This window comes from Arthrobacter sp. Leaf141 (assembly GCF_001424565.1).
GTDB lineage: Bacteria > Actinomycetota > Actinomycetes > Actinomycetales > Micrococcaceae > Arthrobacter.
Map to the genome: position 1 here is coordinate 812789 of NZ_LMOL01000005.1, position 23567 is coordinate 836355.

A 23567-nucleotide genomic window follows, 5' to 3' on the forward strand; every position below is an offset into this window, starting at 1 on the left:
CCCCGGATGCGGCTTAGTGCTGGTCCTGCCGGACGATATAGATTTCCCGGACCAGCAGCAGGACAGCTGCTGCGGTGGGGATGGCGATCAGCGCGCCGAGCACGCCCAGCAGGCTGCCGCCGGCAATCACGGAGATGACTGCCACGGCCCCGGGGACCGCTACTGCCTTCTGCATGATGCGGGGGGAGATGAAGTACGCCTCGAACTGCAGGTAGGCGAAGTAGCAGATGGCGTAGATGACGGCTGTCTGCCAGCCCACCGTGAGGGAGATCAGCAGCACCACAACAGCGGCAATCAGCCCGCCCACCAGGGGGATGAACGCGAGCAGTGCCACCACAAACGCCAGCAGCAGGGCGAATGGAATATGCAGGATGGACATCACAATGAAGGCGTACGTGGCATTCAGCAGGGCCACGCAGACCTGGCCGATCACATAGTTGCCCACCGATTTGGTGATCTCCTCAGCCAGGGCTTCCACCCGGTTCCGGCGCGAGCGGGGGGCCAGGCGGTAGCCCCACTTCTTCATGGCCGGCAGGGCGGCCAGGAAGTACAGGCTCAGGACCAGCACAATCAAGGCGCCGAAGAGGCCGTTGGCCACGGTGGAGCCGAAGCCCACCACGCCCCCGAAGATCCCGCTGACGGCTGCCGGATCGTTGACGAACTTGTCCAGTTCGTCCTGGATGCGGTCGCGGACCCCGAACTGGTCATCGAGGTTGACGAAAAAGTCCGAGTTGATGAAATCCCGGACCCAGACCGGTGCCTGCTCCACAATCTGGGTGACCTGACCCACGATGGTGGGGATCAGCGTGGCGAAGAATCCGACAACAGCGCCTGCCAGCACCGCCACCGCAAGCAGGATGCCCACGGGGCGGGGGACCTTGCGGTTTTCCAGCCAGCCCACCACCGGCTCCAGGCCAAGGGCGATAAAGAGTGCTGCAACGATCCAGAGGAGAAGCTGCGTGGTGTTGGAACCGATCCAGTAGACCAGGAGGGCGAGCCCCACGCCCACAGTCCCCATAAAGCCCATGTACAGCGGATGCTGCGGCGACATCCGCGGACCGGGACGGCCGAACTGCGCCTTCACCTTGCTCTCCTCGCGGTCCCCGCCTTCCTCGGCGGCGTACTCCGGCGGCATCTCGAAGCGGAGCCGCGGCTGGGCGCCGGGGAGGGGCTGGCGGAGCCTGCGGACCACCTGGCCCAGGGCTGCGGCGGCGGTACCCTTGCGCCGCTTCGGTGCCTGACCCTGCAGCGCGTCCGCCTGTCCCTCGGTGCTGCCTGGGTTTTCGGTGTCCGCGGAGGATGCGTCCGTCTTGTCAGTCACTGGTGTTTGGGGCCTGTTCCGTGCGTGGCACCGCGCCTGCGGGCCGTTGTGATGATCATCGCAAACACTATCAGCCGGCCCGCCAGCACCGGCGGCGGTACCGCCGCCACCGGCTTCAGCCGGCGCCCGAGCGGGTCCCGGACAGCGCCCGTGGTAACAAAACGGTTACTATTGAAGGTAAACCCCCGCTGATGATAGGTGATCCCTTGCGTTTAAAGACTGCAGCCGCGCTGGTGCTGCTCGGCCTCCTGACCCTCCTGGCAGGCATCGGCCAGCAGACCATCTGGGCTCCGTCCGAGACCTTCACCGTCTCCGCGCCGGCCGATGGCACTGACGCACCCGTTACCGTTTTCGACCAGGGCCTGCGCACCCTGCATGGCGGCACCGCCAGGATCACCGTGGAAGGCGACGGGAACTTCATGCTTGCCTCCGGCCGACCGGACGACGTCGCCGCCTGGGTGGGCGGGGCCGCCCACAACACTGTCAACGGCGTGTCCGAGGACAAGAAGTCCCTTCAAGTGCAGCACTCGGAGGGTGAGGCCACAGTGCCCAACCCGGCCGGTTCCGACCTCTGGGTGACCACCGAGAACGCCAGCGGCGAACTCGATTACACCTGGACCCCGCCCGCAGACGGTGAATGGTCGCTGCTGCTGGCCACCGACGGCACCAAGCCGGCCCCGGCCACCGTCTCCATGACGTTCCCCAACGACACCGCTACCCCGTGGGCGGTGCCGCTGATCGTCCTGGGTGCCATCATCATGGCGGCCGGCATTGCCCTGGCCCTGCTCTCCGCGCGCAAGCGCAACGGCGAAGGCGATGGTGCAGGCAGCGGCTTCGCACAGCGCGCGCGGGAGCGGAAGGCCAACGGCTCTTCGGCACCGCTGGCCATGGCGGCGGCAGTCCTGGCGGCCGTGGTGGTTGCCGGTTCCGGCACCGCAGCCGTGGCGGCCACGCCGGCTCCTGACGCCTCCGGGTCTGCGGCACCGGCCAAGGACGAGGCAGCACCGTCGCGGGTGCTCCTGGACGCCCAGTTCCGCCGTGTCCTGGAGCAGGTCTCCAGTGCGGTGGATGCCGGCGATGCCGCCAAGGATGCCGCGCAGCTCGCCACCCGCGTTGGCGGTACCGAGCTGGAGGTCCGCACCCAGAACTACAAGATCCGCTCCCAGGTAGGCTCCTACGAGGCACGGATGCCCGTCCGCTCCACTAAGCTGCTCACCACTGTTGTCACCACCAACCGGGACTGGCCGCGGTCCGTTCTGGCTGTCACCCAGGGTGACGGGAACGTGGTTCCCCAGCTCTTGACCCTGGTCCAGGCCTCGCCGCGGGACAACTACAAGCTGGTCCAGACCACACCGCTCCAGCCGGGCACCACCTTCCCGAACATCAGCCGCGAGGGTACCGAAACCCTGGCAGCCGGGGATAAGACCGGCCTAATGTACACGGCCGAAGAAGCCATGGCAGGACTTGCCGACCGCCTGGGCAACGCGGAATCGCCCTACAAGGACAAACTGGTGGAGGGCGAGTCCTCTCCCTACATCGCCGACACCCTTTCGTACCAGGCCGAAGTGGTCCAGTCAGGCCAGAACGGTAATTTCGCCTTCACCCACAAGGTGGATCCGGCCAGCATCACGGTGTTCCGCACCGCTGACGGCGGCGCGTTGGTGGAAGGCCGCATCAACTTCGGGTTCGAAGGCACCCCCAAGGCGGCCGGTGACAAGCTCACCATCGGTGACGACGCCGCCGCCCTGGCAGGCGGCAAGGAAACCACAACGGGTATGGTCCTGAGCTTCGTGGAATCCATGGCGGTTTATGTGCCGCCGGCCGGCAGCACCGATCCCATGAAACTTGTTGCCGCCACCCGCGGCCTTGTGGGGGCCTCGTTCAAGTAGTCCGGTGACCGCAGTACCCCCGGCAGCGGCCGGAGTGGCTAGAGTGGAAAGCATGAGTTCGCCTGCTTCCCGCCCTGTCCCTCCAGCCGCTGCCAGCCTGCTTAACCTGCGTGGCGCCGTCGATCTTTCCAGCCTCAAGCAGCGCCCCGCCGCTCCCGCTCCCGCCAGCGGCGCGCCGGCGCCTGGTGCACCGGCAACGGGCGACGGCGGCCCGGAACTAAGCGTCAACGTCACCGAAGCCAACTTCCAGCAGCTTGTGGAGCTGTCCGCGCAGGTACCGGTTGTGATCGCGCTGTGGGCGCCGTATTCCCCGGAATCCGCGGGCATGCTCGAAACCCTCGAGCGCGTGGTGGCCGGCTACGCCGGAAAGCTGGTGCTGGGCGCCGCGGACGTGGAAGCCTTCCCACAGCTGGCCCAGGCGTTCCAAGTGCAGGCCGTGCCCACCGCCGTTGCAGTCCTTAAGGGCCAGCCTGTTCCGCTGTTTGAGGGCGGTGCAGAGGAAGAGCAGGTGCGTGGCATCCTGGATGAACTTTTGAAGGTGGCCGCAGCCAATGGAGTGACCGGCAGCCTGAACGCCGGGCCGCAGGAGGAGCAGGAACCTGCGCCCCTGCCGCCCCTTCACCAGGCCGCCTATGATGCGATCGAGGCCGGCGACTACGAGGCCGCCGCCACCGCCTACCGCCAGGCGCTCAAGGAAATGCCTGCGGACCACGAGGCGAAGGCGGGGCTTTCGCAGGTGGAACTGATGGCCAGGCTGCAGCCGCTGTCCGCCCCGGACAGCGACGCGCTGCGCAAACTGGCCGCCGATGAGCCGGACAACATCGACGCCCAGCTGGGGGTGGCGGACCTGGACGTTTCCGGCGGCCACGTGGAGGACGCCCTGAACCGGGTGGTCACCTTCATCGGCCGGAACTTCGGACCCGAGCGGGAGACTGCCCGGATCAGGCTGCTGGAACTGTTTGAAGTGGTTGGCGCCTCCGATGAGCGCGTTGCCAAGGCACGGCAGGCCCTGGCCCGGGTGCTGTTCTAGTGCCGGGCCTGTTCGAGCCCCTGGCCCTGCGCGCCCTCGAACTCCGGCACCGCGGGTGGGTCTCGCCCATGTGCCAGTACAGCTGCGATCCCGACGCCGCGCCCGGAGTACCCAACGACTGGCACCTGATGCACCTGGGTTCCTTCGCCGCGGGCGGGGCGGCGCTGATCATCACCGAAGCCGCGGCCGTCAATGCGCAGGGCCGTATCAGTCCCAGGGATGCCGGGCTGTACAACGACGACCAGGCGGCGGCCTGGCAGCGGATCACCTCCTTTGTGCACCGGCACGGCGCCGCGGACGCTAAGATCGGTGTCCAGCTCGCCCACGCCGGCCGGAAGGCCGCCACTTACTGGCCGTTCTCCGGGGAACAGGGCTCGGTGCCCGCTGCCGACGGCGGCTGGGACACCGTGGGACCGTCACCGGCCGCTTTTGACGGCTACGCGGTTCCGGCGGAGATGACGGAGGACCAGATCCGTGGCGTCATCGCGGACTTTGCCGCCGCCGCCGTGCGGGCCGTGGCGGCGGGATTCGACACGGTAGAGCTCCACGGTGCCCACGGCTACCTGCTGCACCAGTTCCAGAGCCCGCTGATCAACCGCCGCCAGGACGCCTGGGGCGGCAGCGAGGCAGGGCGCAACAGGCTGATGCTGGCAGTGATCGATGCTGTCCGCGACGTCATCCCGGACAGCATGCCCCTGCTGCTCAGGATTTCGGCCACGGACTGGGCGCCGGGCGGGGTGGATTTGGCCGCATCCATCCGGCTGGCCCGGCAGGCAGTCGCCCAGGGTGTGGACCTGATCGATGTCTCCAGCGGAGGCGCTGTACCGCAGCAGCAGATTGCTCCCAGCCCCGGCTACCAGACAGGGTTTTCCGCCGCCATCCGCGCGGACGCAGGCGTCCCCACCGGGACTGTTGGCCTGCTGACGTCCGCCGGCCAAGCTGAACACGCCATCGCCACCGGCCAGGCGGACGCCGTGTTCCTGGGCCGGGCGGCCCTGCGGGATCCGCACTGGTGGCTGCGGGCCGCCTTCGAACTGGGTCATGACCTTCCGTGGGCGCCGCAGTACGAGCGCGCCGTGCCGCGGCGCACCTTCTGAGGCGCTGACACCCATGGCACACCGGGAAGAAGTACCGGATGAAGCTCCCCGGGAGAAAAACCCGGCCGACGGGAGCCGCGGCGTGGGTCCCGTCGACCAGGAGCTGGAAGCGAAAATCCTCGAACTCCTGGCGGCCAGGGCCGCAACGTCCACCATCTGCCCTTCGGATGCCGCCCGGGCAGTGGGCGGGGACACCTGGCGTGACCTGATGGAGCCTGCCCGGCAGGCAGCCCGGCGGCTGGTGGGCGCCGGGCAGGTCAGCATCACCCAGGGCGGGACCGTGGTGGATCCGTCCACGGCCAAGGGACCCATCCGCATCCGCCGGGCCAGGTAGCCGGCTTAGCCCAGTTCGCCGGTGCCGGCTGCCGTCAGTGGCAGGATCCGGTCCCAGAATTCGGCCGGGATGTCCCAGCCGGCAAGATCCACAGCCTCCGCAACCCGGTCGGGTTCCGACATACCCACGATGGTGGAGGTGACGCGGGGGTCCCTGGTGGAGAACTGCAGGGCAGCGGCGGCCAGGGGAACGGAATACTCGGCGCAAAGGGCAGCCATCTTCCGGACACGGCCGATGATCGCGGGGGAGGCGGGCCGGTAGCAGTAGTTGGGTTCGGCGTCGGGTCCCTTAACCAGCATCCCGCCGCCGAACGGGGCAGCGTTCACGAACGCCACACCACGCTCCGCCGCATCCCGGATGAGGGGCCCGGCGCTCTGGTCCACCAGCGTGTAGCGGTTGTGGCTGATCACAACGTCGAACACGTCCAGGGCGAGGTACTTCAGTTCCAGGTCGATGGGCCCACCCGCCACGCCCAGGTGTCCGATCACACCTTGGCTGCGCAGGTCCAGGAGCGCTTCGAGCGGCCCGCCGGCAGCAGTACCCTCCTCGAACGTGATTTTTTCGGGGTCGTGCAGGTACACCAGCGGCAGGTGGTCAAGCCCCAGCCGGTCCAGGCTTTCCTCAACGGACTGCCGGACCCGCGCGCCCGAATAGTCGGCAACGCCACGGATCGGGTCCACTTTGGTGGCCACCACCACCCCGTCCGGAACGCCGCCGGCTGCGGCGATGGCGGCACCGATCCGGCGCTCGCTGTTGGTTTCGCCGTACTCATTGGAGGTATCGATGAAGTTCAGGGGTCCCGCAAAGGCCCTGAGGATGGTGTCGACGGCGGTGTCGGTGCCGCGGGGTGCCGGGTGGCTGCCCAGGGAGCTGGTGCCCACGCAGACGGTGGAGACGGTCAGCCCGGTGCGGCCCAGGGTGCGGTAGTCCATTCGGGAATCCTTCGGTTCAAACGGCGGGGAAACGCTTTCTTCTCCAGTATGCCGGTCTGCCCCGGCCGGGATGCCCGCTCGCCGCCCCGCGTGTCAGCCCAAAAGATCATCGGCGTAGCACCAGCGCCAGTCTTCCCCGGGTTCGATGCTGCGCATGACAGGGTGGCTGGTTTCGTGGAAATGCAGCGAGGCGTGGCGCCCGACGGAGGAATCGCAACAGCCCACGTTCCCGCATTCCAGGCACATCCGCAGGTGCACCGTGGCCGTTCCTTCACGCCGGCACGCTGCGCAGAAAGCGTCGGGCGGGACCGCGGGCTCTGCAGCTGCTGCCAGATGCCCGCAGATTCCGCCGGGCCGGGCGATCCCTTCACCGCCACCGCCATCGGAGGAGTCCAGCTCGTCCAGGGCCGCATCCAGCATGGACTCCTCGATGTCCAGCCGTTCCAGCACCTCACTGATCACCTCGTGCGCAAACTGCCCACCCCGCCGCAGGTCCAGGACCTTGGTCCGTTCGGCATCCAGCATGGCCATCCGCAACCGGGCATACCCCTGGCTGGGCGTTGCGGCGTCCGACTCGGGCCGGCCCAGCCGTTCCCAGGCGGCCAGGCCCCGTTCCTGCGTCCGGCGCTTGAGCATGTCCATGACTTCCGGCGGGTCAGTGTCCCGGCGCAGTTCCGCCAGCCGCCCCAGGCCGGCGTCTGTGGCCAGCTGCATCAGCGAAGCCCGGTTCAGCGCGTCCTCGCGCCGGTCCGGACCCTGCACCGCCAGCAGCCTGACCAGAACAGGGAGTGTGAAACCCTGCAGCACCAACGTCCCGCCAACCACCACCAGGGCAGCCAGGACCAGCACATTCCGGTGTTCCAGGTCTGCGGGCAATGTCAGTACCGCGGCCAGGGTGACCACGCCCCGCATTCCGGCCCAGGAGACAATCGCCGCGGCCTGCCATGGTGGATCCGGCTCGGCCTTCCGGACCGAGGGAACCAGGCGCGGCAGGAACGTGGCCGGGAACACCCAGACCGGCCGGAGCAGCAGCACCGCCAGGAGGATCACCGCGCAGCCCAGCCAGACCCGGCCGGCACCCAGCGAGTCGTCCTGGACACCCTCCACGATGGCCCGCACCTGCAGCCCGATCAGCAGGAACACCGAGTTCTCCAGCAGGAACTGCACCGTGTCCCAGTTGCTGCGGGCACTCTGGCGGGCTGCGCCGTTGGGCATGGAGGGTGCCTTGAAGCCCATCACCAGCCCGGTCACAACAACAGCCAGCACCCCGGAGGCATGGATGGCCTCAGCGGGGAGGTACGCCACAAAAGGGGCCATCAAGGACGTGGACGTGTTGATGGCCACGTTGCTGACCCGCTTACGGACCTCCGTGAGGACATAGGCGGCCGCGAACCCCACAGCCAGCCCACCGCCGGCGGCCACCAGGAAACCGCCTGCGACCTCCAGTGCGGAAACGGACCCCGCGATCGCCGCGATCGCAGCGCGCAGGCACACCAGCGCGGTGGCGTCGTTAACCAGCGACTCGCCCTCGAGGATGCTGACGATGCGGCGGGGCATGCCCACCCGCCGCGCGATGGACGTGGCAGCCACGGCGTCCGGCGGGGCCACCACGGCGCCCAGGGCAATGGCCGCAGCCAGGGGGATCTCCGGGAACAGCCACCACACCACAAATCCCACGGCGATGGTGCCGAACACAACGTAGCCCACGGACAGCAGCCCGATGGACCTGATGTTGGAACTGAAATCAAACAGCGAGGACCGGAAGGCGGCGGCATACAGCAGGGGTGGCAGCAGGCCCACCAGGACCAGTTCGGGGTTGAGCTCAACCTCCGGGATGAACGGCAGGAAGGATCCCGCCACTCCCGCCAGGACCAGCAGCAGCGGAACGGGAAGGTCAAGCTTCCTGCCCAGCGCGCTGACGGCGCAAACCACGGCGACGATGACCAGCAGGCCCAGGGCAATGTGCATGAGGCAAGTCTGACAGGCTGCGGCCACAGGACCGCCCCAACGGGAGCGCGCGCGGGGTGCTCCTACGCCTATTTCACTACTCCTCCGGGAGGACCCGCCGCCCGGGGGTCGAAGGCTAGTCTGGCTTTATGACAGCTCTGCAACCTGAACAGGCGCCACGGCCCGGTACGGCACCCGCCCTGTCCATCAATGGCCTGGCAAAACGGTTCGGCGGGAAAATCGCGGTCGACGGCATCAGCCTTGATGTGCCGGCGGGTTCCTTTTACGGCGTTGTGGGCCCCAACGGCGCCGGCAAGACCACCACGCTCTCGATGGCCACCGGGCTGCTGCGGCCGGACTTCGGCACGGCAGCCGTGCACGGCGTGGATGTCTGGTCGAACCCCTTGGAAGCCAAGAAACTGATGGGGATCCTCCCTGACGGCGTCCGGTTGTTCGACCGGCTCACCGGCGAACAGCTCATCACCTACGCCGGCCTGCTGCGGGGCATGGACAGGGACGTGGTGGCCACCCGCGTGCGCGAACTGCTGGCTGCCATGGACCTGACCAAGGATGCCGGGACGCTGGTGGTGGACTACTCCGCCGGCATGACCAAGAAGATCGCGTTGGCATCCGCCCTTATCCACGCCCCGCGGCTGCTGGTCCTGGACGAACCGTTCGAAGCGGTGGACCCGGTCAGTGCCGCCAACATCCGCTCCATCCTCGACGGCTATGTGGGTTCCGGCGGTACGGTGATCGTTTCCAGCCACGTGATGGACCTGGTCCAGCGCATGTGCGACCACGTGGCAGTGGTGGCCGGTGGCAGGCTGCTGGCCGCCGGAACTGTTGACGAAGTCCGCGGCGAAGCCTCGCTCGAGGACCGGTTCGTGGAACTGGTGGGCGGCCGAAGCACAACGGAGGGGCTCGAATGGTTGCGCACCTCCTAAGGCTCAAACTCACACTGCTGCGAAACGGCCTCCGCCGGAGTCCGTGGCAGCTGGTGGGCATGGCGTTCGGTGCCCTGTACGCCCTGGGCATCATCGGGCTGCTGATTTTCGCCCTGGTGATGCTACGGACCGAACCACTGGAGCTTGCCTCCACTGCGGTGGTCCTGGGCGGGGCCGCAGCCATCGTCGGCTGGGCCGTGATCCCGGTTGTGGCCTCCGGAACGGACATGACCCTGGACCCTGCCCGCTTCACCACCTTCGCCATCCCGCTGCGGAAGATGCTCCCGGGCCTGGCGCTGGGCGGGCTGATCGGAATCCCCGGCATCGCCACCGCCCTGGTGGGACTGTCCACGGCCGTGACCTGGTGGCGCGGGGTGCTGCCGGTCCTGGCGGCCGTGGTTGGCGCGGCCCTTGGCGTCCTGACCTGCATTGTCATCTCCAAGGTGACCACCACGGCGACCGCAAGCCTGGCAGCTTCCCGCCGCTTCAAGGACGTCAGCGCCATCGCTTTTATGGTTCCGCTGGTCCTGCTCGGACCCATCATCGCCGGCGTGACCCGCGGCATCACGGATTCCGCGGCCTTCCTGCCGGAACTGGCCCGCACCATGTCCTGGACGCCGCTGGGCGCCTCCTGGGCCCTGGCCGGGGACGTCGCGGCAGGCGACGCGGGACCGGCGCTGCTGAAGCTGCTGATCGCCGCCGCCACGCTGGCCGCACTGGCGTGGGCGTGGAAGTCCATGCTGGAACGGGCCCTGGTGACCCCGCCCTACAGCGGCGGCAGCACCAAGCGCAAGGGCGGCAAGCTGGGCCTGCTGGGCCTGCTGCCACCAACCCCCACCGGCGCCGTGACGGCCCGGGCGCTGACCTACTGGCTGCGCGACCCCCGCTACTCAGGGTCCCTGGTGGTGATCCCGCTGCTCCCGGTGGTGCTGGTGTTCACCGGCGCCCAGAGCGGGGATTTCAGCAGCCTGGCCATCCTGGCGCCGCTATCCTCCTTCCTCCTGGCCTGGTCGATCTCAGCCGACGTCTCCTACGACAACACTGCGTTTGCCCTGCACCTCGCCACGGGTGTCAGGGGCACCGCGGACCGGTTGGGCCGGGCCATGGCCTGCCTGCTGTTCTCCCTTCCCACGGTACTGGTTTTCGCCGTGGCATATGCCGTCCTGACCGACACCTGGTATGCGTTCCCGGGGCTGCTGGGACTAACGCTGGGCATCCTGTTCAGCGGGCTGGGCCTTTCGTCTGTGGTGTCTGCCCGGTACACCACGCCCGTGCCCTTGCCCGGTGACAGCCCGTTCAAAAAGCCGCCGGGCAACGTGGGCCAGACCATGGCCGTCCAGTTCGGCGGCATGGGCGTCCTGCTGGTCCTGGTGATCCCCGAGGTTGCACTGCTTATTGCCGAACTGGTCACCGGCAACAGGATGCTGGGCTGGATCAACCTGGCCGTGGGCCTGCTGCTGGGTCTTGGACTCTTCGCCGGCGGCATCCGGCTGGGCGGAAAATGGCTTGACGCCAGGGGGCCGGAACTCCTGGCCCAGGTGGGCGTCAATAAGTAATGCCTTTCACCGGGGCCGCTGCCGCACGGCAGCGGCCCTTGGCGTCCCCGGCGCCTGTTCCAACACGCCCGGGCGCGCCGGCTGTCCCTGCGCTGCACCTGGTCCAAACGGGCACCCGGGAGGTCCCGGCGTCGAATGCCAGGCCTTCGGAAAGGCTAAGATGGAAGGCATGACTAGCATGACGGACCCTCTCGAAAACGATCCGCGGCGCGAGCTGTCCGGGGCTGGAACGTCCACGGCCACCATTGAGCGCGAGGAACTCCGCCAGGAAGTGGAGCCCGGGGACCGGGAGCGCTTTTCGCACTATGTGCGGAAGGAAAAAATCATGGAGTCCGCCCTCAGTGGCGAACCCGTTATTGCCCTGTGCGGCAAGGTCTGGACGCCGGGCCGGGATCCCAAAAAGTTTCCGGTCTGCCCCATGTGCAAAGAGGTTTATGACGGTCTGCGGCCCAGCAACGACGGTGGCAAGGGCTCCGGCGGGGACAAGGGCAACAACAAATAGTGACGGAAACCCTCTTTGGTGGCCCCACCCTGCCTCCGGCATACCCGGAACGCGCAGCCTGGGGAACCGCCCCGAAACTCCGTGCCTGGCAGCAGGAGGCCCTGGACCTATACATGCAGGCGGCCCCCCGCGACTTCCTGGCCGTCGCAACGCCCGGCGCCGGTAAGACCACCTTCGCGCTGCGGGTTGCCTCAACGCTCATCGAGGCCGGCACCGTCAACCGCGTCACCATTGTGGCGCCCACCGACCACCTCAAGCGGCAGTGGGCCGACGCCGCCGCCAAGGTGGGCATTGCGATCGACCCCAACTTCAAGAACTCCGACGGCCAGCACGGCCGCGGCTTCGTTGGGGTGGCCGTCACGTACGCCCAGGTGGCCAGCAAACCGCTGCTGCACCGGGCCAAGACGGAGGCCGCCCGCACCCTGGTGATCCTCGATGAGATCCACCACGGCGGCGAAGCCCTGTCCTGGGGCGACGGCCTGCGCGAGGCGTTTGATCCTGCCATCCGGCGGCTGTCCCTGACAGGTACGCCGTTCCGGTCGGACACCTCACCCATCCCGTTTGTGGAATACGCCCAGGACCGCGACGGCATCCGCCGGTCGAAGGCGGATTACACATACGGTTACGGCAGTGCCCTGCGCGACCATGTGGTCCGCCCCGTGATGTTTATGGCCTATTCGGGCCAGATGCGCTGGCGCACCAGCGCCGGCGAGGAAATGGCCGCCTCCCTCGGCGAGGCCGCCGTCACGAAGGACATCACCTCCCAGGCCTGGCGTACGGCGCTTAACCCCACGGGGGAGTGGATCCCGGCCGTCCTGGCCGGCGCGGACAAGCGGCTCAGCGAGGTGCGCCGCACCGTGCCCGACGCCGGCGGCCTGGTTATCGCCACCGACCACGAGGATGCCCGCGCGTACGCCGGCCAACTGAAGCGGATCACCGGCGAATCGCCCACCGTTATCCTCTCGGATGACGCCAAGGCTTCGGACAAGATCGACGAGTTCACCGCCAGCGAGAAACGCTGGATGGTGGCGGTCCGCATGGTGTCCGAAGGTGTTGACGTCCCGCGGCTGTCCGTGGGCGTCTACGCCACGTCCACCTCCACCCCGCTGTTCTTCGCCCAGGCCGTGGGACGTTTTGTGCGTGCCCGCAAACGCGGCGAAACGGCGTCGGTGTTCCTGCCGTCGGTGCCGCAATTGATGGCGCTGGCCAACTCCATGGAAGCCGAACGAGACCATGCCCTGGACCGTCCCGAAAAAGAGGACGCCGACGGCCTGTTCAACCCCGAAGACTCACTCATGGCGGACGCCAACCGCGAGGACAAGGCATCCGACAGCCTCACCAAAGGCAAGTTCGAGGCACTGGATTCGCAGGCGTCCTTTGACCGGGTCCTGTTCGACGGCGGCGAGTTCGGTACCGGCGGCGAAGTGGGTTCGGACGATGAACTGGACTTCCTGGGCATTCCAGGCCTGCTGGACGCGGAACAGGTGGGGACCCTCCTGCGCCAGCGCCAGCACGAGCAGCTGAACCGGAAGAGCAGGTCTGCGCCCGTGCAGGCGGCCGCCCCGGCCATGCCGGACCACCGGATGCTGATGGACCTGCGGAATGAGCTGGCCAAAAACGTCTCGGCCTGGTCGGCCCGGACCGGCACCCCGCACGGTGTGGTGCACACCAAGCTGCGGACGGTGTGCGGTGGCCCTCCCGTGGCCCAGGCCAACGAGGAGCAGCTCCAGTCGCGGCTGCGGAAGCTCCAGGACTGGTTTATCGGCCGCACGTAGGCGCGTGGCGGACCGCCAGGGGTCGAGGCGTTATTTGGCTTTGACCACCGGCAGGTCATCCCAGTGCGTGGTGTACCGCGGCGTCAGCCTGTCCCGCTTGGTGGCCCACTTCGATCCGGACCTGAGGCCGCCGTGGCCCAGCCCGATGCTGGCCCGGCCGAACCGTTCCGCAACACCATCCAGGATGGGGCCCAGGGTCCGGTCCGGCGTGTCCAGGAAGTCCATCAGGGTGTCCTGGCTGCCTGCCGGACTCAGGTCCCTGACGGTGACGCCCACCCGCATATAGGGGGTGCCTTCGCGGATGTCCGGCAGCAGGCGCTGCGCCGCCCTGATGATCTCCAGGGGATCGGCGGTGGGGGAGGGGAACGCCACGTCCACGGAGTGGGCCACGACGGGTCCGCCGTTAAAGGACGAGGTCCGGGCGAAAGCGTTGAGGTTCCCGGTGACCAGCTTTTTCCGGGCAAGGCGGGCTGCTGCGCCCTGGGCGTAGACACTCAGGGCCTGCCCCACCTCCCTGACACTGCTGGCGGGAGTCACAAACGACCGGGAAAACAGGATCTGGCTGTGGCCCCGGGTTTCGTCCAGGGTGATGCAGGGGGTTCCCTGCAGTTCCAGGACCGTCCGCATCAGGACCACCGAGAAACGCTTGCGGATCACCAGGGGATCGGCATTGCGCAGGTCCCAGGCCGTGACAATCCCGACCGCGGCGAGCCGGGTGCTGTTGCGCCCGCCCACACCCCAGATCTTCTGCGCCGGAAGCTTGCGCAGCAGCCGCTCCTGGTCCGCGGGGCTGATGCTGTCCCAGTGGCAGACGCCCTGGAAGTGCGGGTTGTTCTTGGCCCATTGGTTGGCAAGTTTGGCGAGGGTTTTGGTGGGGGCCAGCCCCACGCAGACGGGCAGTCCCACGTGGCGGCGCACGCCGCGGCGGATGTTCCGGCCGGCGGCGTGCTGGTCGGCGGTGCTTCCGGGCAAGGTCAGGAAGGCCTCGTCGATGCTGTAGATCTCGGTGGCCAGCGAGTGCCTGGCCAGGTACTCCATCACCCGTGCGCTGAGGTCCCCGTACAGTTCGTAGTTGCTGGACAGGCCCACCAGGCCCCAGGCCTTGGCCTGCGCCGAGATCTGGAACCAGGGTGCGCCCATGGCGATGCCCAGGTCCTTGGCCTCGGCGCTTCGGGTGATCACACAGCCGTCATTGTTGGACAGGATCACCACGGGCCGGTTTTCCAGCGATGGGTCGAAGGCGCGCTCCGCGGAAACGTAGAAGTTGTTCACGTCCACCAGGGCGAAGCACTTTGCTGCGCGGTCGGGGCCGGCTTCAGACACGGTGCAGGCACCGGGTGGCGACGCCCCACACGGCCAGGTCGACGCCGGCCGTCACCGTGATGGGGGCCAGGCCGGGATCGTCAGCGGTGAGCGTGAGCTCGTCCCCGGCAAGGTGGAGCCTGCGGATGATCAGCTCGCCATCCACAACGGCAACCACCACGGAGCCGCTGCGGGCCGTGAGGGAGCGGTCCACGATCAGTTCGTCCCCGTCGAAAATGCCGGAGGCCCGCATCCCGTCGCCCGCCACCCTGAGGATGAACGTGCTGGTGATGTCGTTGATCAGGTGCTTATTGAGGTCGATGCGGCCGGAAAAATAGTCCTGAGCCGGAGAGGCAAAGCCCACCGGCAGGAATGACTCTCCGGTCCCGGCTGCTCCTTGTCCGGCGCTGTCCGCCGGCTCCGTTGGGTAGGCCATGGTGTCCCTCCATTCCGATTCCCCCCAGTCTAATCGAACATGTGTTCGAGCCAGGCCGACGCGGGGGCGGTCCGGAGGTGACCCGCAGGTACAGGCCGTGGGACTAGGCGATCTCGACGCCGCCCAGTTCCATCTCCGCCACGGCCTCGTCGAGGTCTTCGGCGATCCCGGCTGTCAGGGAACGGATCACGGTGACGCCGTAGCCTGCCTGGACCGCATCGAGGGCGGTGGCGCGCACGCAGTAGTCGGTCGCCAGCCCCACCACCACCACGTCCTCCACGTCGTTGCTTTGGAGCCATTCATCCAGGCCGATGGCGTCCCCGTCCGGTGCTGACTGCGGCGAATCGTTGGCCCCGGGCATTGACCCGGGCTGGCGCTCGCCGGTGGGGACAACGTCCTCGGGGGCAAGTAGGCCTTCGAAGCCGGAGTAGGCGGCCGTGAACTGGCCCTTGCGGAAGAAGGCCTCGATGTACTCGGTGTCCAGGTCCTCGTGCAGCTCCGCCCCGCGGGTTCCCGCCACGCAGTGCGGCGGCCAGCTGTCCTTGAAGTCGGGGGCAGCGGAGAAGTGGTTGCCCGGATCGATATGCCAGTCCTGGGTGGCCACCACATGGTCGAATTGGCCCTGGTGGGCGTCGACGTATTCGCTGATGGCAACGGCCAGGTCCGCCCCGCCAGTGACGGGCAGTGCACCGCCTTCGCAGAAATCGTTTTGGACATCAACAATGATCAGGGCGCGGGACATCAGCTCTCCTCGTAAACGGTGGGGATGGCGGCGTCGCCGCGCTGGAGCCGGTGGACCACCGAGGGCAGTTCGGCCATGGAATCCGCGTGCCGTTGCCGCGCGCGCTGCACTCCCTCATAACCGGTCCAGCCGGGCAGCAGTTCGCCGTTTTTCATGAACTGCTGCAGGAGCTGGCGGTCGTTGCCGTCGTCCTCGGGCCGGTGCCCCACCCCGACCATCTCGGCGGTGGCAGTGCCGCGTTCGTTCAGCTTGCGCAGGGCATATTTGCGGCCGCCTACGCTGGCCTTATTTTTGGCTGCCTTGGCGACGGAGACGAAGTTCCCGGCGTCGTCAGTGCGGCTGACGAGCTTGTAGACCATGCTCGCCGTCGGCGCGCCGGAGCCCGTCACCAAAGACGTGCCCACGCCGTAGGAATCCACCGGAGCGGATTGCAGGGCAGCGATGGCAAACTCATCGAGGTCGGAGGTGACCACAATTTTGGTGTTCACGTTCCCCAAATCGTCCAGCAGGCGGCGGACCCATTGCGCCTGGGCCACAAGGTCACCCGAGTCCAGCCGTACCGCGCCCAGTTTGGGCCCTGCCAGGTCCACGGCCGTGCGGACGGCGGTTTCGACGTCGTACGTGTCCACCAGCAGCGACGTGCCGGCGCCAAGGGACGCGATCTGGGCCTCGAAGGCGTCGCGCTCATTGTCGTGCAGGAGCGTAAAGGAATGCGCTGCGGTGCCCACGGTCTTGATGCCGTAGCGCACGCCGGCTTCCAGGTTGGAGGTGCTGTCGAAGCCGGCAATGACAGCGGCCCGGGCAGCAGCGGACGCGGCTTCCTCGTGGGTGCGCCGTGACCCCATTTCGATGCATGGCCGTCCGCCGGCCGCGCCCACCATACGGGAGGCCGCCGAGGCGATGGCACTGTCGTGGTTCAGGACCGACAGGACGTAGGTTTCCAGCATGCAGGCCTCGGCGAACGTGGCCTCAACAATGAGGATGGGGGAGTTGGGGAAGTAGGCCTCGCCCTCGGCGTAGCCCCAGATGTCGCCGGTGAACCGGTAGTCGGCCAGGTAGTCCAGCGTCTGCTGGTTCACCACCTTGGTGGCAGCCAGGAACTCCAGTTCGGCCGCGCCGAACCGGAAGTTGGCGATGCCTTCCAGCAGCCGTCCCGTGCCCGCAACCACGCCATACCGGCGGCCATCCGGCAGACGCCGCGCGAAGGCTTCAAACACCGATTTGCGGTGGGCTGCGCCGGAATGCAGGGCAGCCTGCAACATGGTCAGCTCGTAGTGGTCTGTGTAAAAGGACGTGCGGGGATGGTCCCAGCCGGCAGAGGTGCTCACGAAAATCACTCTAGTCCCCACCGGCTCCCACGTCTCGCTGCGCTTCGCCGCGGGTCCCTCGCCGGCGTGGCCCCACCCACCGGCTCCCACGTCTGGCTGCGCTTCGCCGCGGGTCCCTCGCCGGCGTGGCCCCACCCACCGGCTCCCACGTCTCGCTGCGGGACCCTTGCCGTTGTGGGCCTATCCGGCGGAGGACCATCCTCCCCATAGAATGGACGGATGACTGTAAGTGTTGCGCCCCGCCCTGACATCCAGGAGGGCACCCGGACCGGAACAGAGGAGGCCACAGGCTCCCTGACGGCCCCGGATATCCCCTGGAACCTGGTGATCTGGAACGATCCCGTGAACCTCATGAGCTATGTCAGCTACGTTTTCCAGAGCTACTTCGGGTACTCGGGGACCAAAGCCAACAAGCTCATGATGGAGGTCCACAAAAAGGGCCGCTCCATCGTCGCGTCGGGCAGCAAGGAACAAGTGGAACGGCACGCAGTGGCCATGCACGGCTTCGGGCTGTGGGCCACGGTGGAGAAGGCCAGCGGCGGTCCGGGCGGAAAGTCCGGAAAGTCCGGCGGCTCGGGCCAGGGTAAGGGGAAACGTGGCTAAGGCATTCAAATACGGACTCAAGGGCATCACCGGTTACCTCGAACCTGCCGAACGCGAGCTCCTGCGCAGCCTGATCGATGACGTCATCTCCATGCTTGAACCCGAGGAGCGGGCAGGGCAGGATCCGCTGGCGGCCCTGATCGGCCTCGACATGGACGTTGCCGCGCCCTCCGACCGGGCGGTCCTGCGGTTGCTGCCGGACGTGATGAAAAATGACGACGACGCGTCCCTGGAGTTCCGCCAGCTCACCGAGCGTTCCCTTCGGGAAACCAAGATCGGCGCCCTCCGCGCTGCCGCCCTGGACCTGGACAAGGATGAACTGGTCCTCACCGGCGACGGCCCCCGGCACTGGTCCATGGCCCTGAACGACGTCCGCCTGGTCCTGGCCGAGCGGCTGGACATCCGCGACGAGGAGGACGCCGGGCATGTGCACCTGATGCAGGACTGGTCCCAGGCCGAGGACGTGGAGAGCTACTTGGCGCTGGTGTACAACTTCGCCACCTGGCTGCAGGAATCCCTGGTCCAGGCCATGCTGGCGTCCATGGAGACCCGCAGGTGAGCGCGGCGGCCCAGCCGTCCTGTGACCTACCAGACATGAGTTCCAGGGCACAACATGATGGCTGAGGCTGCCGGGAAGACCTATCCTCGAATAATCATGACAACAGCCCCGAGCATGGAGCCGCCAGCGGATGCTGACCCGGTGCCCGCAGCCAGCGACCTGCCAGCCGCCGCGTTGGAATCCCGCCCCATCGGTGTGTTTGATTCCGGCGTGGGCGGGCTGACCGTTGCCCGCTCCATCATCGACCAGCTGCCCAACGAAGCGATCCTTTACGTGGGGGACACCGCGCACGGACCGTACGGCCCGCTGCCCATCGCCGAAGTCCGCGCCAACGCGCTGGGGGTGATGGACGAACTGGTGGATTCCGGTGTGAAGCTGCTGACCATTGCCTGCAACTCGGCGTCGGCCGCCGTCCTCCGGGACGCGAGGGAACGCTACACCGCCAAGTACGGCATCCCGGTGATCGAAGTCATCCAGCCCGCCGTCCGCCGGGCGGTTGCCGCCACGCGCACCGGCCGGGTGGGGGTGATCGGCACTTCCGCCACAGTGGGCTCCCGCGCTTATGAGGACACCTTTGCGGCCGCCCCGGACCTGGAGATCACCTCCGTGGCCTGCCCCGAGTTCGTCAGCTACGTGGAAGCAGGCATCACCACGGGACCGGCCCTGCTGGCCATCGCGGAGGAATACCTGGCTCCGCTGAAGGCAGCCAATGTGGACACCGTGGTCCTGGGCTGCACCCATTACCCGCTGCTGACCGGCGTCATTTCCTTTGTGATGGGGGCCGACGTGACCCTGGTGTCCAGTGCCGAGGAAACCGCCAAGGACGTGTACCGGGCCCTGGCCACCCGCAACCTGCAGCGCACCGACGCCACACCGCCCGAACACCACTTTGTTGCCACGGGCGACGCCGGTCAGTTCGAGTCGCTGGCCCGGCGTTTCCTGGGGCCTGAGGTGCTGTCCGTCCGGCACGTGGACCACGTGGCGGCCCAGTACCCCACGGGCAGCCTGGCCCGGATCACCCCTGAGATGATCGCTGCGGCCCAGAGCGCCCGGAACCGTCCGCGGATTTCCAACTTCGTGGGGGGCCGCCTGGCGGGGACCGCCCGTGACGGGAGGCCTGGCCTGTGAAGCTCACCATTGTCGGGTGCACCGGCTCGTTTCCCGGCCCCGGCTCGCCGGCGTCCTGTTACCTGCTGACCGCCACGGACGGTGACCGGACCTGGAAGGTGGTGATGGACCTGGGCAGCGGCGCCCTGGGCGCCATCCAGCGGTACACCGACCTGGAGGACATTGACGCGATCTTCCTCACGCACCTCCACCCGGACCACTGCATGGACCTGTGCGGGCTTCACGTTGCGGTGCGCTGGAAGCCCGGCGGCTGGGACGGCGGCAGGATCCCGGTCTGGGGTCCCGCAGCCACCGCCGACCGGATGGCCACCGCCTACGGGCTGGACCTGGACCCCGGGATGCACGAGGAATTCGACTTCACCAACTGGGCCGAGCGGAAGCCGGTGACTGTTGGCCCTTTCACCGTGACCCCATACGCCGTGAACCATCCCGTGGAGGAGGCCTACGCCCTGCGCGTGGAAGTGGTGGAGCCGGATAAGGACGGCAACCCGGTCACCCGTGTCCTCACCTACTCAGGGGACACCGATTCCTGCCCGGGCCTTGAAGAGGCTGCCAGGAATGCCGACCTTTTCCTTTGCGAAGCGGCCTTCGAGGAAGGGCGCGACGACGGCATCAAGGACGTCCATTTGACCGGCAAGCGGGCGGGGGAGGCCGGAGCCGCAGCCGGCGCGCGCCGGCTCCTGCTCACGCACATTCCGGTCTGGACCTCACCCACCACCGTGATGGCCGAGGCCAGGCCCGTGTTCGGCGGCGACGTGGCGGTGGCCGTGGCCGGGGTGCATTACACCGTCTAAAGCCCGGAAGGGTGCTGGCGCAGCGGAGCCGGATCTTGTATGTTATCGATATTCGTTATTAACGATCATCGATAATCCGGGGGATTCATGAATATGGCAACGCAGCGCAGGTCGGCTGGACAAAAGCAGTTTGTATCACGCGTGGACGCCTTCGCCATCATGGCGGGTGCGGCGCTGGCCGCCGTGGCCAGCACAGTCTGGACCGTGTCCGGCGTCGTTGCCACCTTGACCGGGCCGGTGACCCTCACCCTGCCCCTGAACGACGCTTCCCAGCAGCCCGGGGGACTAATGCTGGACGCTACCGCCCGGTTCAGCGCCATCGAAGCCACCATTCCCGTGCTGCCCTCCGCGGAGGCGGCCCAGTTGGCCTGGGCAGGAGTCTTGAACCAGCTCAGTTTCCTCGCCGTTGCGGCGCTGCTCTTCCTGCTCGCCTTCCGGCTGCAGCGCCGGAGCCTGTTCACCCCGTCGTCGTCCTGGATCATCATCGGCTGCGGCCTGGTCCTTGCCGGAGCCGGCTCCGTGGCGCAGGTCCTGGACGGCCTCGCCCGCACCGGCGCAGCCCGGTTGATTGGGGCGCCGGGCCGGCCCGGCGATGTGCTGTTTGCCGGCGACTTCAATGCCGCGCCACTGATAGCGGGAACCGTGCTGGTCCTGGTTGCCGGCGCCTTCCAGTTTGGGCGCCGCCTGCAGAAAGACACCGAGGGGCTCATCTGATGCCGGCTGAGGACTACTCGGCCATCCACTGCAGGCTCGATGAGCTGCTGGCAGAACGCGGCATGAGCCTGACGGAGCTGAGCCGGCTGGTGGGCGTCAGCCTGGTGAACCTGTCCGTCCTGAAGAACGACAGGGCCAAAGCCATCCGGTTCTCCACCCTCACTGCGCTGTGCGGGGTCCTCAATTGCACTGTGGGGGACCTGCTGACCCACGAGCCCGGCCAGGGCTGACCGGGCTCCGGTGGCACGGCCTCCGGGCTTCAATGGATAAGCTGAAGGCATGACTTCTGAAGCAACCGCAGTGCCCGTAGTGCGCGCCGATGGCCGCACCCCCGACCAGCTCCGCCCCATCAGCATCACCCGGGGCTGGTCCAACCAGGCCGAAGGCTCGGCACTGATCGAGTTCGGCAACACCAGGGTCCTGTGCACCGCTTCGCTGACCGCAGGCGTTCCGCGCTGGCTCAAGGGTGAAGGCCGCGGCTGGGTCACCGCCGAGTACGCCATGCTGCCCCGCGCCACCAACACCCGCTCCGACCGGGAATCCGTCAAGGGCAAGATCGGCGGCCGGACCCACGAGATCTCCCGCCTGATCGGCCGCTCGCTGCGCTCCATCATCGACACCAAGGCATTGGGCGAAAACACCATCGTGCTGGACTGCGACGTCCTGCAGGCCGACGGCGGCACCCGCACCGCCGCAATCACCGGCGCCTACGTGGCGCTCTCCGACGCCATCCGCTTCGCCCGCGACAACAAGCTGATTGCCCGCAACGCCCAGCCCCTGGTGGACACCATCGCCGCCGTCTCCGTGGGCATCATCGACGGCGTTCCCATGCTGGACCTGCCCTACGTCGAGGATGTCCGCGCCGAAACCGACATGAACGTGGTGGTTACCGGTTCCGGCAAGTTCGTAGAGGTCCAGGGCACCGCGGAAGGCGCCCCGTTCGACCGCGCCGAGCTGGACCAACTGCTGGACCTGGCCCTCCTGGGCACCACGCAGCTCGCCGCCATCCAGCGCGAAACGCTGGCAGACACGCTGTGACGGCCGCTCCCCGGTTGGTGCTCGCCACCCACAACGCGGGCAAGCTGCGTGAACTCCGGGAGTTGCTGCGTGGCCAGGTGCCCGGGCTCGACGTCGACACCCAGGTGGTGGATGCGGCGGCAGCAGGTGCCCCGGACGTGGTGGAAACCGGTGTCACCTTCGCCGAGAATTCGCTCCTTAAGGCACGCGCTGTGGCCGCTGCCACCGGCCTGGTGGCCATAGCGGACGATTCAGGCCTGGCGGTGGACGTGATGGGCGGCGCCCCGGGGATCTTCTCCGCGCGCTGGGCCGGCCGGCACGGAGACGACCAGGCCAACCTGGAGCTCCTGCTCAACCAGGTCGCCGACGTTCCGGACGCCCACCGCGGCGCTGCGTTTGTCTGTGCCGCGGCACTGGCCGTCCCCGGCACCCCGGAGGAGCCGGGCCGCGAAGACGTGGAATACGGCCAACTGGAGGGCACGCTCCTGCGGGCTCCCCGCGGCGCCGGCGGGTTCGGCTACGACCCCGTCCTGCAGCCGCTGGGCGGCGACCGGAGCTGCGCCGAACTCTCTGCCGAGGAGAAGAATGCCATCAGCCACCGCGGCAAAGCCTTCCGGGCATTGCTGCCGGCCATCATCTCCGCCCTGCAGGAAGCCGGCGAGTAACGCCGTCGGACGTTCCTGACCTGCCTTAACGCCGAAGGGCGCGCCCACGTGTCAGCGGTGGGCGCGCCCTTCGGCGTTTGTCGCTAAAGAACTCAGCGCTGGTCGGGCCGGTGGCTGCCGGTGTCCCGGGGCGTTTTGTGCTCGTCCTCAGGGGTGTGCTCCTCGATGAACTCGGCCACGGGGTCCGTGCCGTAGGCCTTGGCCTGCCGCTTGGCGGAAAGGCCACGGAGCACCTCGACGCCGATGGGCAGGACCGAGACCAGCACGATGAGGATAAAGATGATGTCCAGGTTGTCCCGGACCCACGGCACGCGGTCGCCCAGGAGGTAGCCCAGCAGCGTCACGCCGCCGCCCCACAGCACCGCACCGATGACGTTGTAGAGGAAGAACTTGCGCTTATCCATCTGCGCCACACCCACGATCACCGGCACAAAGGTCCGGATAATGGGCACAAAGCGGGCCAGGATCAGTGCTTTGCCGCCATGCTTTTCGAAGAACGCGTGGGCGCTCTCGACGTTCTCACGCTTGAAGAGCCGCGAGTTGGGCTTATTGAAGATGGCGGGCCCGGCCTTGGAGCCGATGAGGTAGCCCGTCTGGTTGCCGATGATCGCCGAAATGATGATCAGCAGGGCCAGCAGCCACACGTTGAACTTGATGGTATCCGTGGCCACAAGCAGGCCGGCGGTGAACAGCATGGAATCGCCCGGGAGGAAGAAGCCCACCAGCAGGCCCGTTTCGGCGAAAACGATACCGCACACAAGCAGCACCACCCAGGGCGCCAGGGCGGGATCGGCCAGGAAGATCTGGGGGTTCAGCCAGTCGGGGAGGAACGAGGCCAGCTGCGGCTGGACCGGTCCTGCACCGCCCAGCGTGGACACAGCAAGGTCATTCAGGAGAGGGATGTTCACCTTCCAAGGGTACTTGACCTGCATGTGCCGTCCGGTGAGGCCAC

24 protein-coding genes are annotated in these 23567 nt (G+C 67.6%); 16 read left to right on the plus strand and 8 right to left on the minus strand.

The genetic code is table 11. The features are described 5' to 3' along the window. Positions 1-13 precede the first annotated feature (13 nt). Complete coding sequence (locus ASF72_RS06270) at positions 14-1249, minus strand: AI-2E family transporter (RefSeq protein WP_050687925.1); 1236 nt, start codon at positions 1247-1249, stop codon at positions 14-16. Positions 1250-1512: 263 nt separating this feature from the next. On the opposite strand from ASF72_RS06270, the gene ASF72_RS06275 reads away from it, so the two are divergent. The 4 genes from ASF72_RS06275 to ASF72_RS06290 are packed head-to-tail and all read left to right on the plus strand — an operon-like array spanning position 1513 to position 5671. Beyond that, complete coding sequence (locus ASF72_RS06275; protein WP_056597259.1) at positions 1513-3210, plus strand: hypothetical protein; 1698 nt, start codon at positions 1513-1515, stop codon at positions 3208-3210. 52 nt (positions 3211-3262) lie between these two features. Further along, the gene (locus ASF72_RS06280) at positions 3263-4240 is read left to right on the plus strand and encodes a tetratricopeptide repeat protein (protein WP_056597260.1); all 978 of its coding nucleotides are present in this window, start codon (positions 3263-3265) and stop codon (positions 4238-4240) included. Then, the gene (locus ASF72_RS06285; RefSeq protein WP_050687915.1) at positions 4240-5337 is read left to right on the plus strand and encodes an NADH:flavin oxidoreductase/NADH oxidase; all 1098 of its coding nucleotides are present in this window, start codon (positions 4240-4242) and stop codon (positions 5335-5337) included. The genes ASF72_RS06280 and ASF72_RS06285 overlap by 1 nt, the downstream gene beginning before the upstream one ends. A 13-nt stretch (positions 5338-5350) precedes the next feature. After that, entirely contained in the window at positions 5351-5671 is a 321-nt protein-coding gene (locus ASF72_RS06290) for a DUF3253 domain-containing protein (RefSeq protein WP_082484057.1), read from the plus strand. Between the two features lie 5 nt (positions 5672-5676). Here ASF72_RS06290 and ASF72_RS06295 read toward each other — a convergent pair whose 3' ends face one another. Then, the gene (locus ASF72_RS06295; protein ID WP_050687916.1) at positions 5677-6603 is read right to left on the minus strand and encodes an aldo/keto reductase; all 927 of its coding nucleotides are present in this window, start codon (positions 6601-6603) and stop codon (positions 5677-5679) included. A gap of 93 nt (positions 6604-6696) precedes the next feature. Beyond that, positions 6697-8571, minus strand: coding sequence for a Na+/H+ antiporter (locus ASF72_RS06300; protein WP_056597262.1), 1875 nt, complete (start codon positions 8569-8571; stop codon positions 6697-6699). 128 nt (positions 8572-8699) lie between these two features. On the opposite strand from ASF72_RS06300, the gene ASF72_RS06305 reads away from it, so the two are divergent. From ASF72_RS06305 to ASF72_RS06320, 4 genes are all read left to right on the plus strand, one after another. Continuing rightward, positions 8700-9494 (plus strand): ABC transporter ATP-binding protein, encoded by a 795-nt coding sequence (locus ASF72_RS06305; RefSeq protein ID WP_056597264.1) that lies wholly within the window; start codon positions 8700-8702, stop codon positions 9492-9494. After that, positions 9476-11050, plus strand: a complete 1575-nt coding sequence (locus ASF72_RS06310; protein ID WP_056597266.1) for a hypothetical protein — start codon at positions 9476-9478, stop codon at positions 11048-11050. The genes ASF72_RS06305 and ASF72_RS06310 overlap by 19 nt, the downstream gene beginning before the upstream one ends. A gap of 160 nt (positions 11051-11210) precedes the next feature. Next, on the plus strand, positions 11211-11552 hold the full coding sequence (locus ASF72_RS06315; protein ID WP_050687920.1) for a DUF3039 domain-containing protein: 342 nt from the start codon (positions 11211-11213) through the stop codon (positions 11550-11552). Further along, complete coding sequence (locus ASF72_RS06320; protein WP_050687921.1) at positions 11552-13327, plus strand: DEAD/DEAH box helicase; 1776 nt, start codon at positions 11552-11554, stop codon at positions 13325-13327. Before ASF72_RS06315 ends, ASF72_RS06320 begins: the two co-directional genes overlap by 1 nt. A 30-nt stretch (positions 13328-13357) precedes the next feature. On the opposite strand, the gene ASF72_RS06325 is transcribed toward ASF72_RS06320, so the two are convergent. The 4 genes from ASF72_RS06325 to ASF72_RS06340 form a co-directional block, all read right to left on the minus strand. Next, entirely contained in the window at positions 13358-14650 is a 1293-nt protein-coding gene (locus ASF72_RS06325) for a Y-family DNA polymerase (protein ID WP_056597268.1), read from the minus strand. Next, on the minus strand, positions 14643-15065 hold the full coding sequence (locus tag ASF72_RS06330; protein ID WP_056597270.1) for a LexA family protein: 423 nt from the start codon (positions 15063-15065) through the stop codon (positions 14643-14645). Before ASF72_RS06330 ends, ASF72_RS06325 begins: the two co-directional genes overlap by 8 nt. Before the next feature lie 103 nt (positions 15066-15168). Continuing rightward, positions 15169-15807 carry an isochorismatase family protein gene (locus ASF72_RS06335; protein WP_056597272.1) on the minus strand — a complete coding sequence of 213 codons (639 nt, stop codon included), beginning with the start codon at positions 15805-15807 and terminating at the stop codon, positions 15169-15171. After that, positions 15807-17135 carry a nicotinate phosphoribosyltransferase gene (locus tag ASF72_RS06340; RefSeq protein WP_050687927.1) on the minus strand — a complete coding sequence of 443 codons (1329 nt, stop codon included), beginning with the start codon at positions 17133-17135 and terminating at the stop codon, positions 15807-15809. The genes ASF72_RS06335 and ASF72_RS06340 overlap by 1 nt, the downstream gene beginning before the upstream one ends. 219 nt (positions 17136-17354) lie before the next feature. Between ASF72_RS06340 and clpS the strand changes: the two genes are divergently transcribed. The 8 genes from clpS to rdgB all read left to right on the plus strand — a co-directional run bounded on the left by clpS (position 17355) and on the right by rdgB (position 22615). Further along, complete coding sequence (clpS, locus tag ASF72_RS06345) at positions 17355-17738, plus strand: ATP-dependent Clp protease adapter ClpS (protein WP_050685530.1); 384 nt, start codon at positions 17355-17357, stop codon at positions 17736-17738. After that, complete coding sequence (locus tag ASF72_RS06350; RefSeq protein WP_056597275.1) at positions 17731-18297, plus strand: DUF2017 domain-containing protein; 567 nt, start codon at positions 17731-17733, stop codon at positions 18295-18297. Before clpS ends, ASF72_RS06350 begins: the two co-directional genes overlap by 8 nt. 114 nt (positions 18298-18411) lie before the next feature. After that, complete coding sequence (gene murI, locus ASF72_RS06355) at positions 18412-19425, plus strand: glutamate racemase (protein WP_056597276.1); 1014 nt, start codon at positions 18412-18414, stop codon at positions 19423-19425. Then, the gene (locus tag ASF72_RS06360) at positions 19422-20219 is read left to right on the plus strand and encodes an MBL fold metallo-hydrolase (protein ID WP_056597278.1); all 798 of its coding nucleotides are present in this window, start codon (positions 19422-19424) and stop codon (positions 20217-20219) included. The genes murI and ASF72_RS06360 overlap by 4 nt, the downstream gene beginning before the upstream one ends. Positions 20220-20312: 93 nt before the next feature. Then, positions 20313-20933, plus strand: a complete 621-nt coding sequence (locus tag ASF72_RS06365) for a hypothetical protein (RefSeq protein WP_235504664.1) — start codon at positions 20313-20315, stop codon at positions 20931-20933. Next, complete coding sequence (locus ASF72_RS06370; RefSeq protein ID WP_050685525.1) at positions 20933-21163, plus strand: helix-turn-helix domain-containing protein; 231 nt, start codon at positions 20933-20935, stop codon at positions 21161-21163. Before ASF72_RS06365 ends, ASF72_RS06370 begins: the two co-directional genes overlap by 1 nt. Before the next feature lie 49 nt (positions 21164-21212). After that, positions 21213-21971 (plus strand): ribonuclease PH, encoded by a 759-nt coding sequence (gene rph, locus ASF72_RS06375; RefSeq protein WP_056597282.1) that lies wholly within the window; start codon positions 21213-21215, stop codon positions 21969-21971. Next, positions 21968-22615: an RdgB/HAM1 family non-canonical purine NTP pyrophosphatase gene (gene rdgB, locus ASF72_RS06380; RefSeq protein WP_056597284.1), complete on the plus strand. Its 648-nt coding sequence runs from the start codon at positions 21968-21970 to the stop codon at positions 22613-22615. Before rph ends, rdgB begins: the two co-directional genes overlap by 4 nt. A gap of 92 nt (positions 22616-22707) precedes the next feature. Here rdgB and ASF72_RS06385 read toward each other — a convergent pair whose 3' ends face one another. Beyond that, complete coding sequence (locus ASF72_RS06385; RefSeq protein WP_050685534.1) at positions 22708-23508, minus strand: DedA family protein; 801 nt, start codon at positions 23506-23508, stop codon at positions 22708-22710. Positions 23509-23567: the final 59 nt, after the last annotated feature.

Coding starts and splice junctions, on each gene's coding strand:
- ASF72_RS06310 (WP_056597266.1), top strand. CDS start 9,476: ATGGTTGCGCACCTCCTAAGGCTCAAACTCACACTGCTGCGAAACGGC.
- clpS (WP_050685530.1), top strand. CDS start 17,355: ATGACTGTAAGTGTTGCGCCCCGCCCTGACATCCAGGAGGGCACCCGG.
- ASF72_RS06300 (WP_056597262.1), bottom strand. CDS start 8,571: ATGCACATTGCCCTGGGCCTGCTGGTCATCGTCGCCGTGGTTTGCGCC.
- ASF72_RS06315 (WP_050687920.1), top strand. CDS start 11,211: ATGGAAGGCATGACTAGCATGACGGACCCTCTCGAAAACGATCCGCGG.
- ASF72_RS06275 (WP_056597259.1), top strand. CDS start 1,513: ATGATAGGTGATCCCTTGCGTTTAAAGACTGCAGCCGCGCTGGTGCTG.
- ASF72_RS06335 (WP_056597272.1), bottom strand. CDS start 15,807: ATGTCCCGCGCCCTGATCATTGTTGATGTCCAAAACGATTTCTGCGAA.
- ASF72_RS06305 (WP_056597264.1), top strand. CDS start 8,700: ATGACAGCTCTGCAACCTGAACAGGCGCCACGGCCCGGTACGGCACCC.
- ASF72_RS06295 (WP_050687916.1), bottom strand. CDS start 6,603: ATGGACTACCGCACCCTGGGCCGCACCGGGCTGACCGTCTCCACCGTC.
- ASF72_RS06290 (WP_082484057.1), top strand. CDS start 5,351: ATGGCACACCGGGAAGAAGTACCGGATGAAGCTCCCCGGGAGAAAAAC.
- ASF72_RS06365 (WP_235504664.1), top strand. CDS start 20,313: ATGGCAACGCAGCGCAGGTCGGCTGGACAAAAGCAGTTTGTATCACGC.
- rph (WP_056597282.1), top strand. CDS start 21,213: ATGACTTCTGAAGCAACCGCAGTGCCCGTAGTGCGCGCCGATGGCCGC.
- murI (WP_056597276.1), top strand. CDS start 18,412: ATGGAGCCGCCAGCGGATGCTGACCCGGTGCCCGCAGCCAGCGACCTG.
- ASF72_RS06280 (WP_056597260.1), top strand. CDS start 3,263: ATGAGTTCGCCTGCTTCCCGCCCTGTCCCTCCAGCCGCTGCCAGCCTG.
- ASF72_RS06370 (WP_050685525.1), top strand. CDS start 20,933: ATGCCGGCTGAGGACTACTCGGCCATCCACTGCAGGCTCGATGAGCTG.
- ASF72_RS06330 (WP_056597270.1), bottom strand. CDS start 15,065: ATGGCCTACCCAACGGAGCCGGCGGACAGCGCCGGACAAGGAGCAGCC.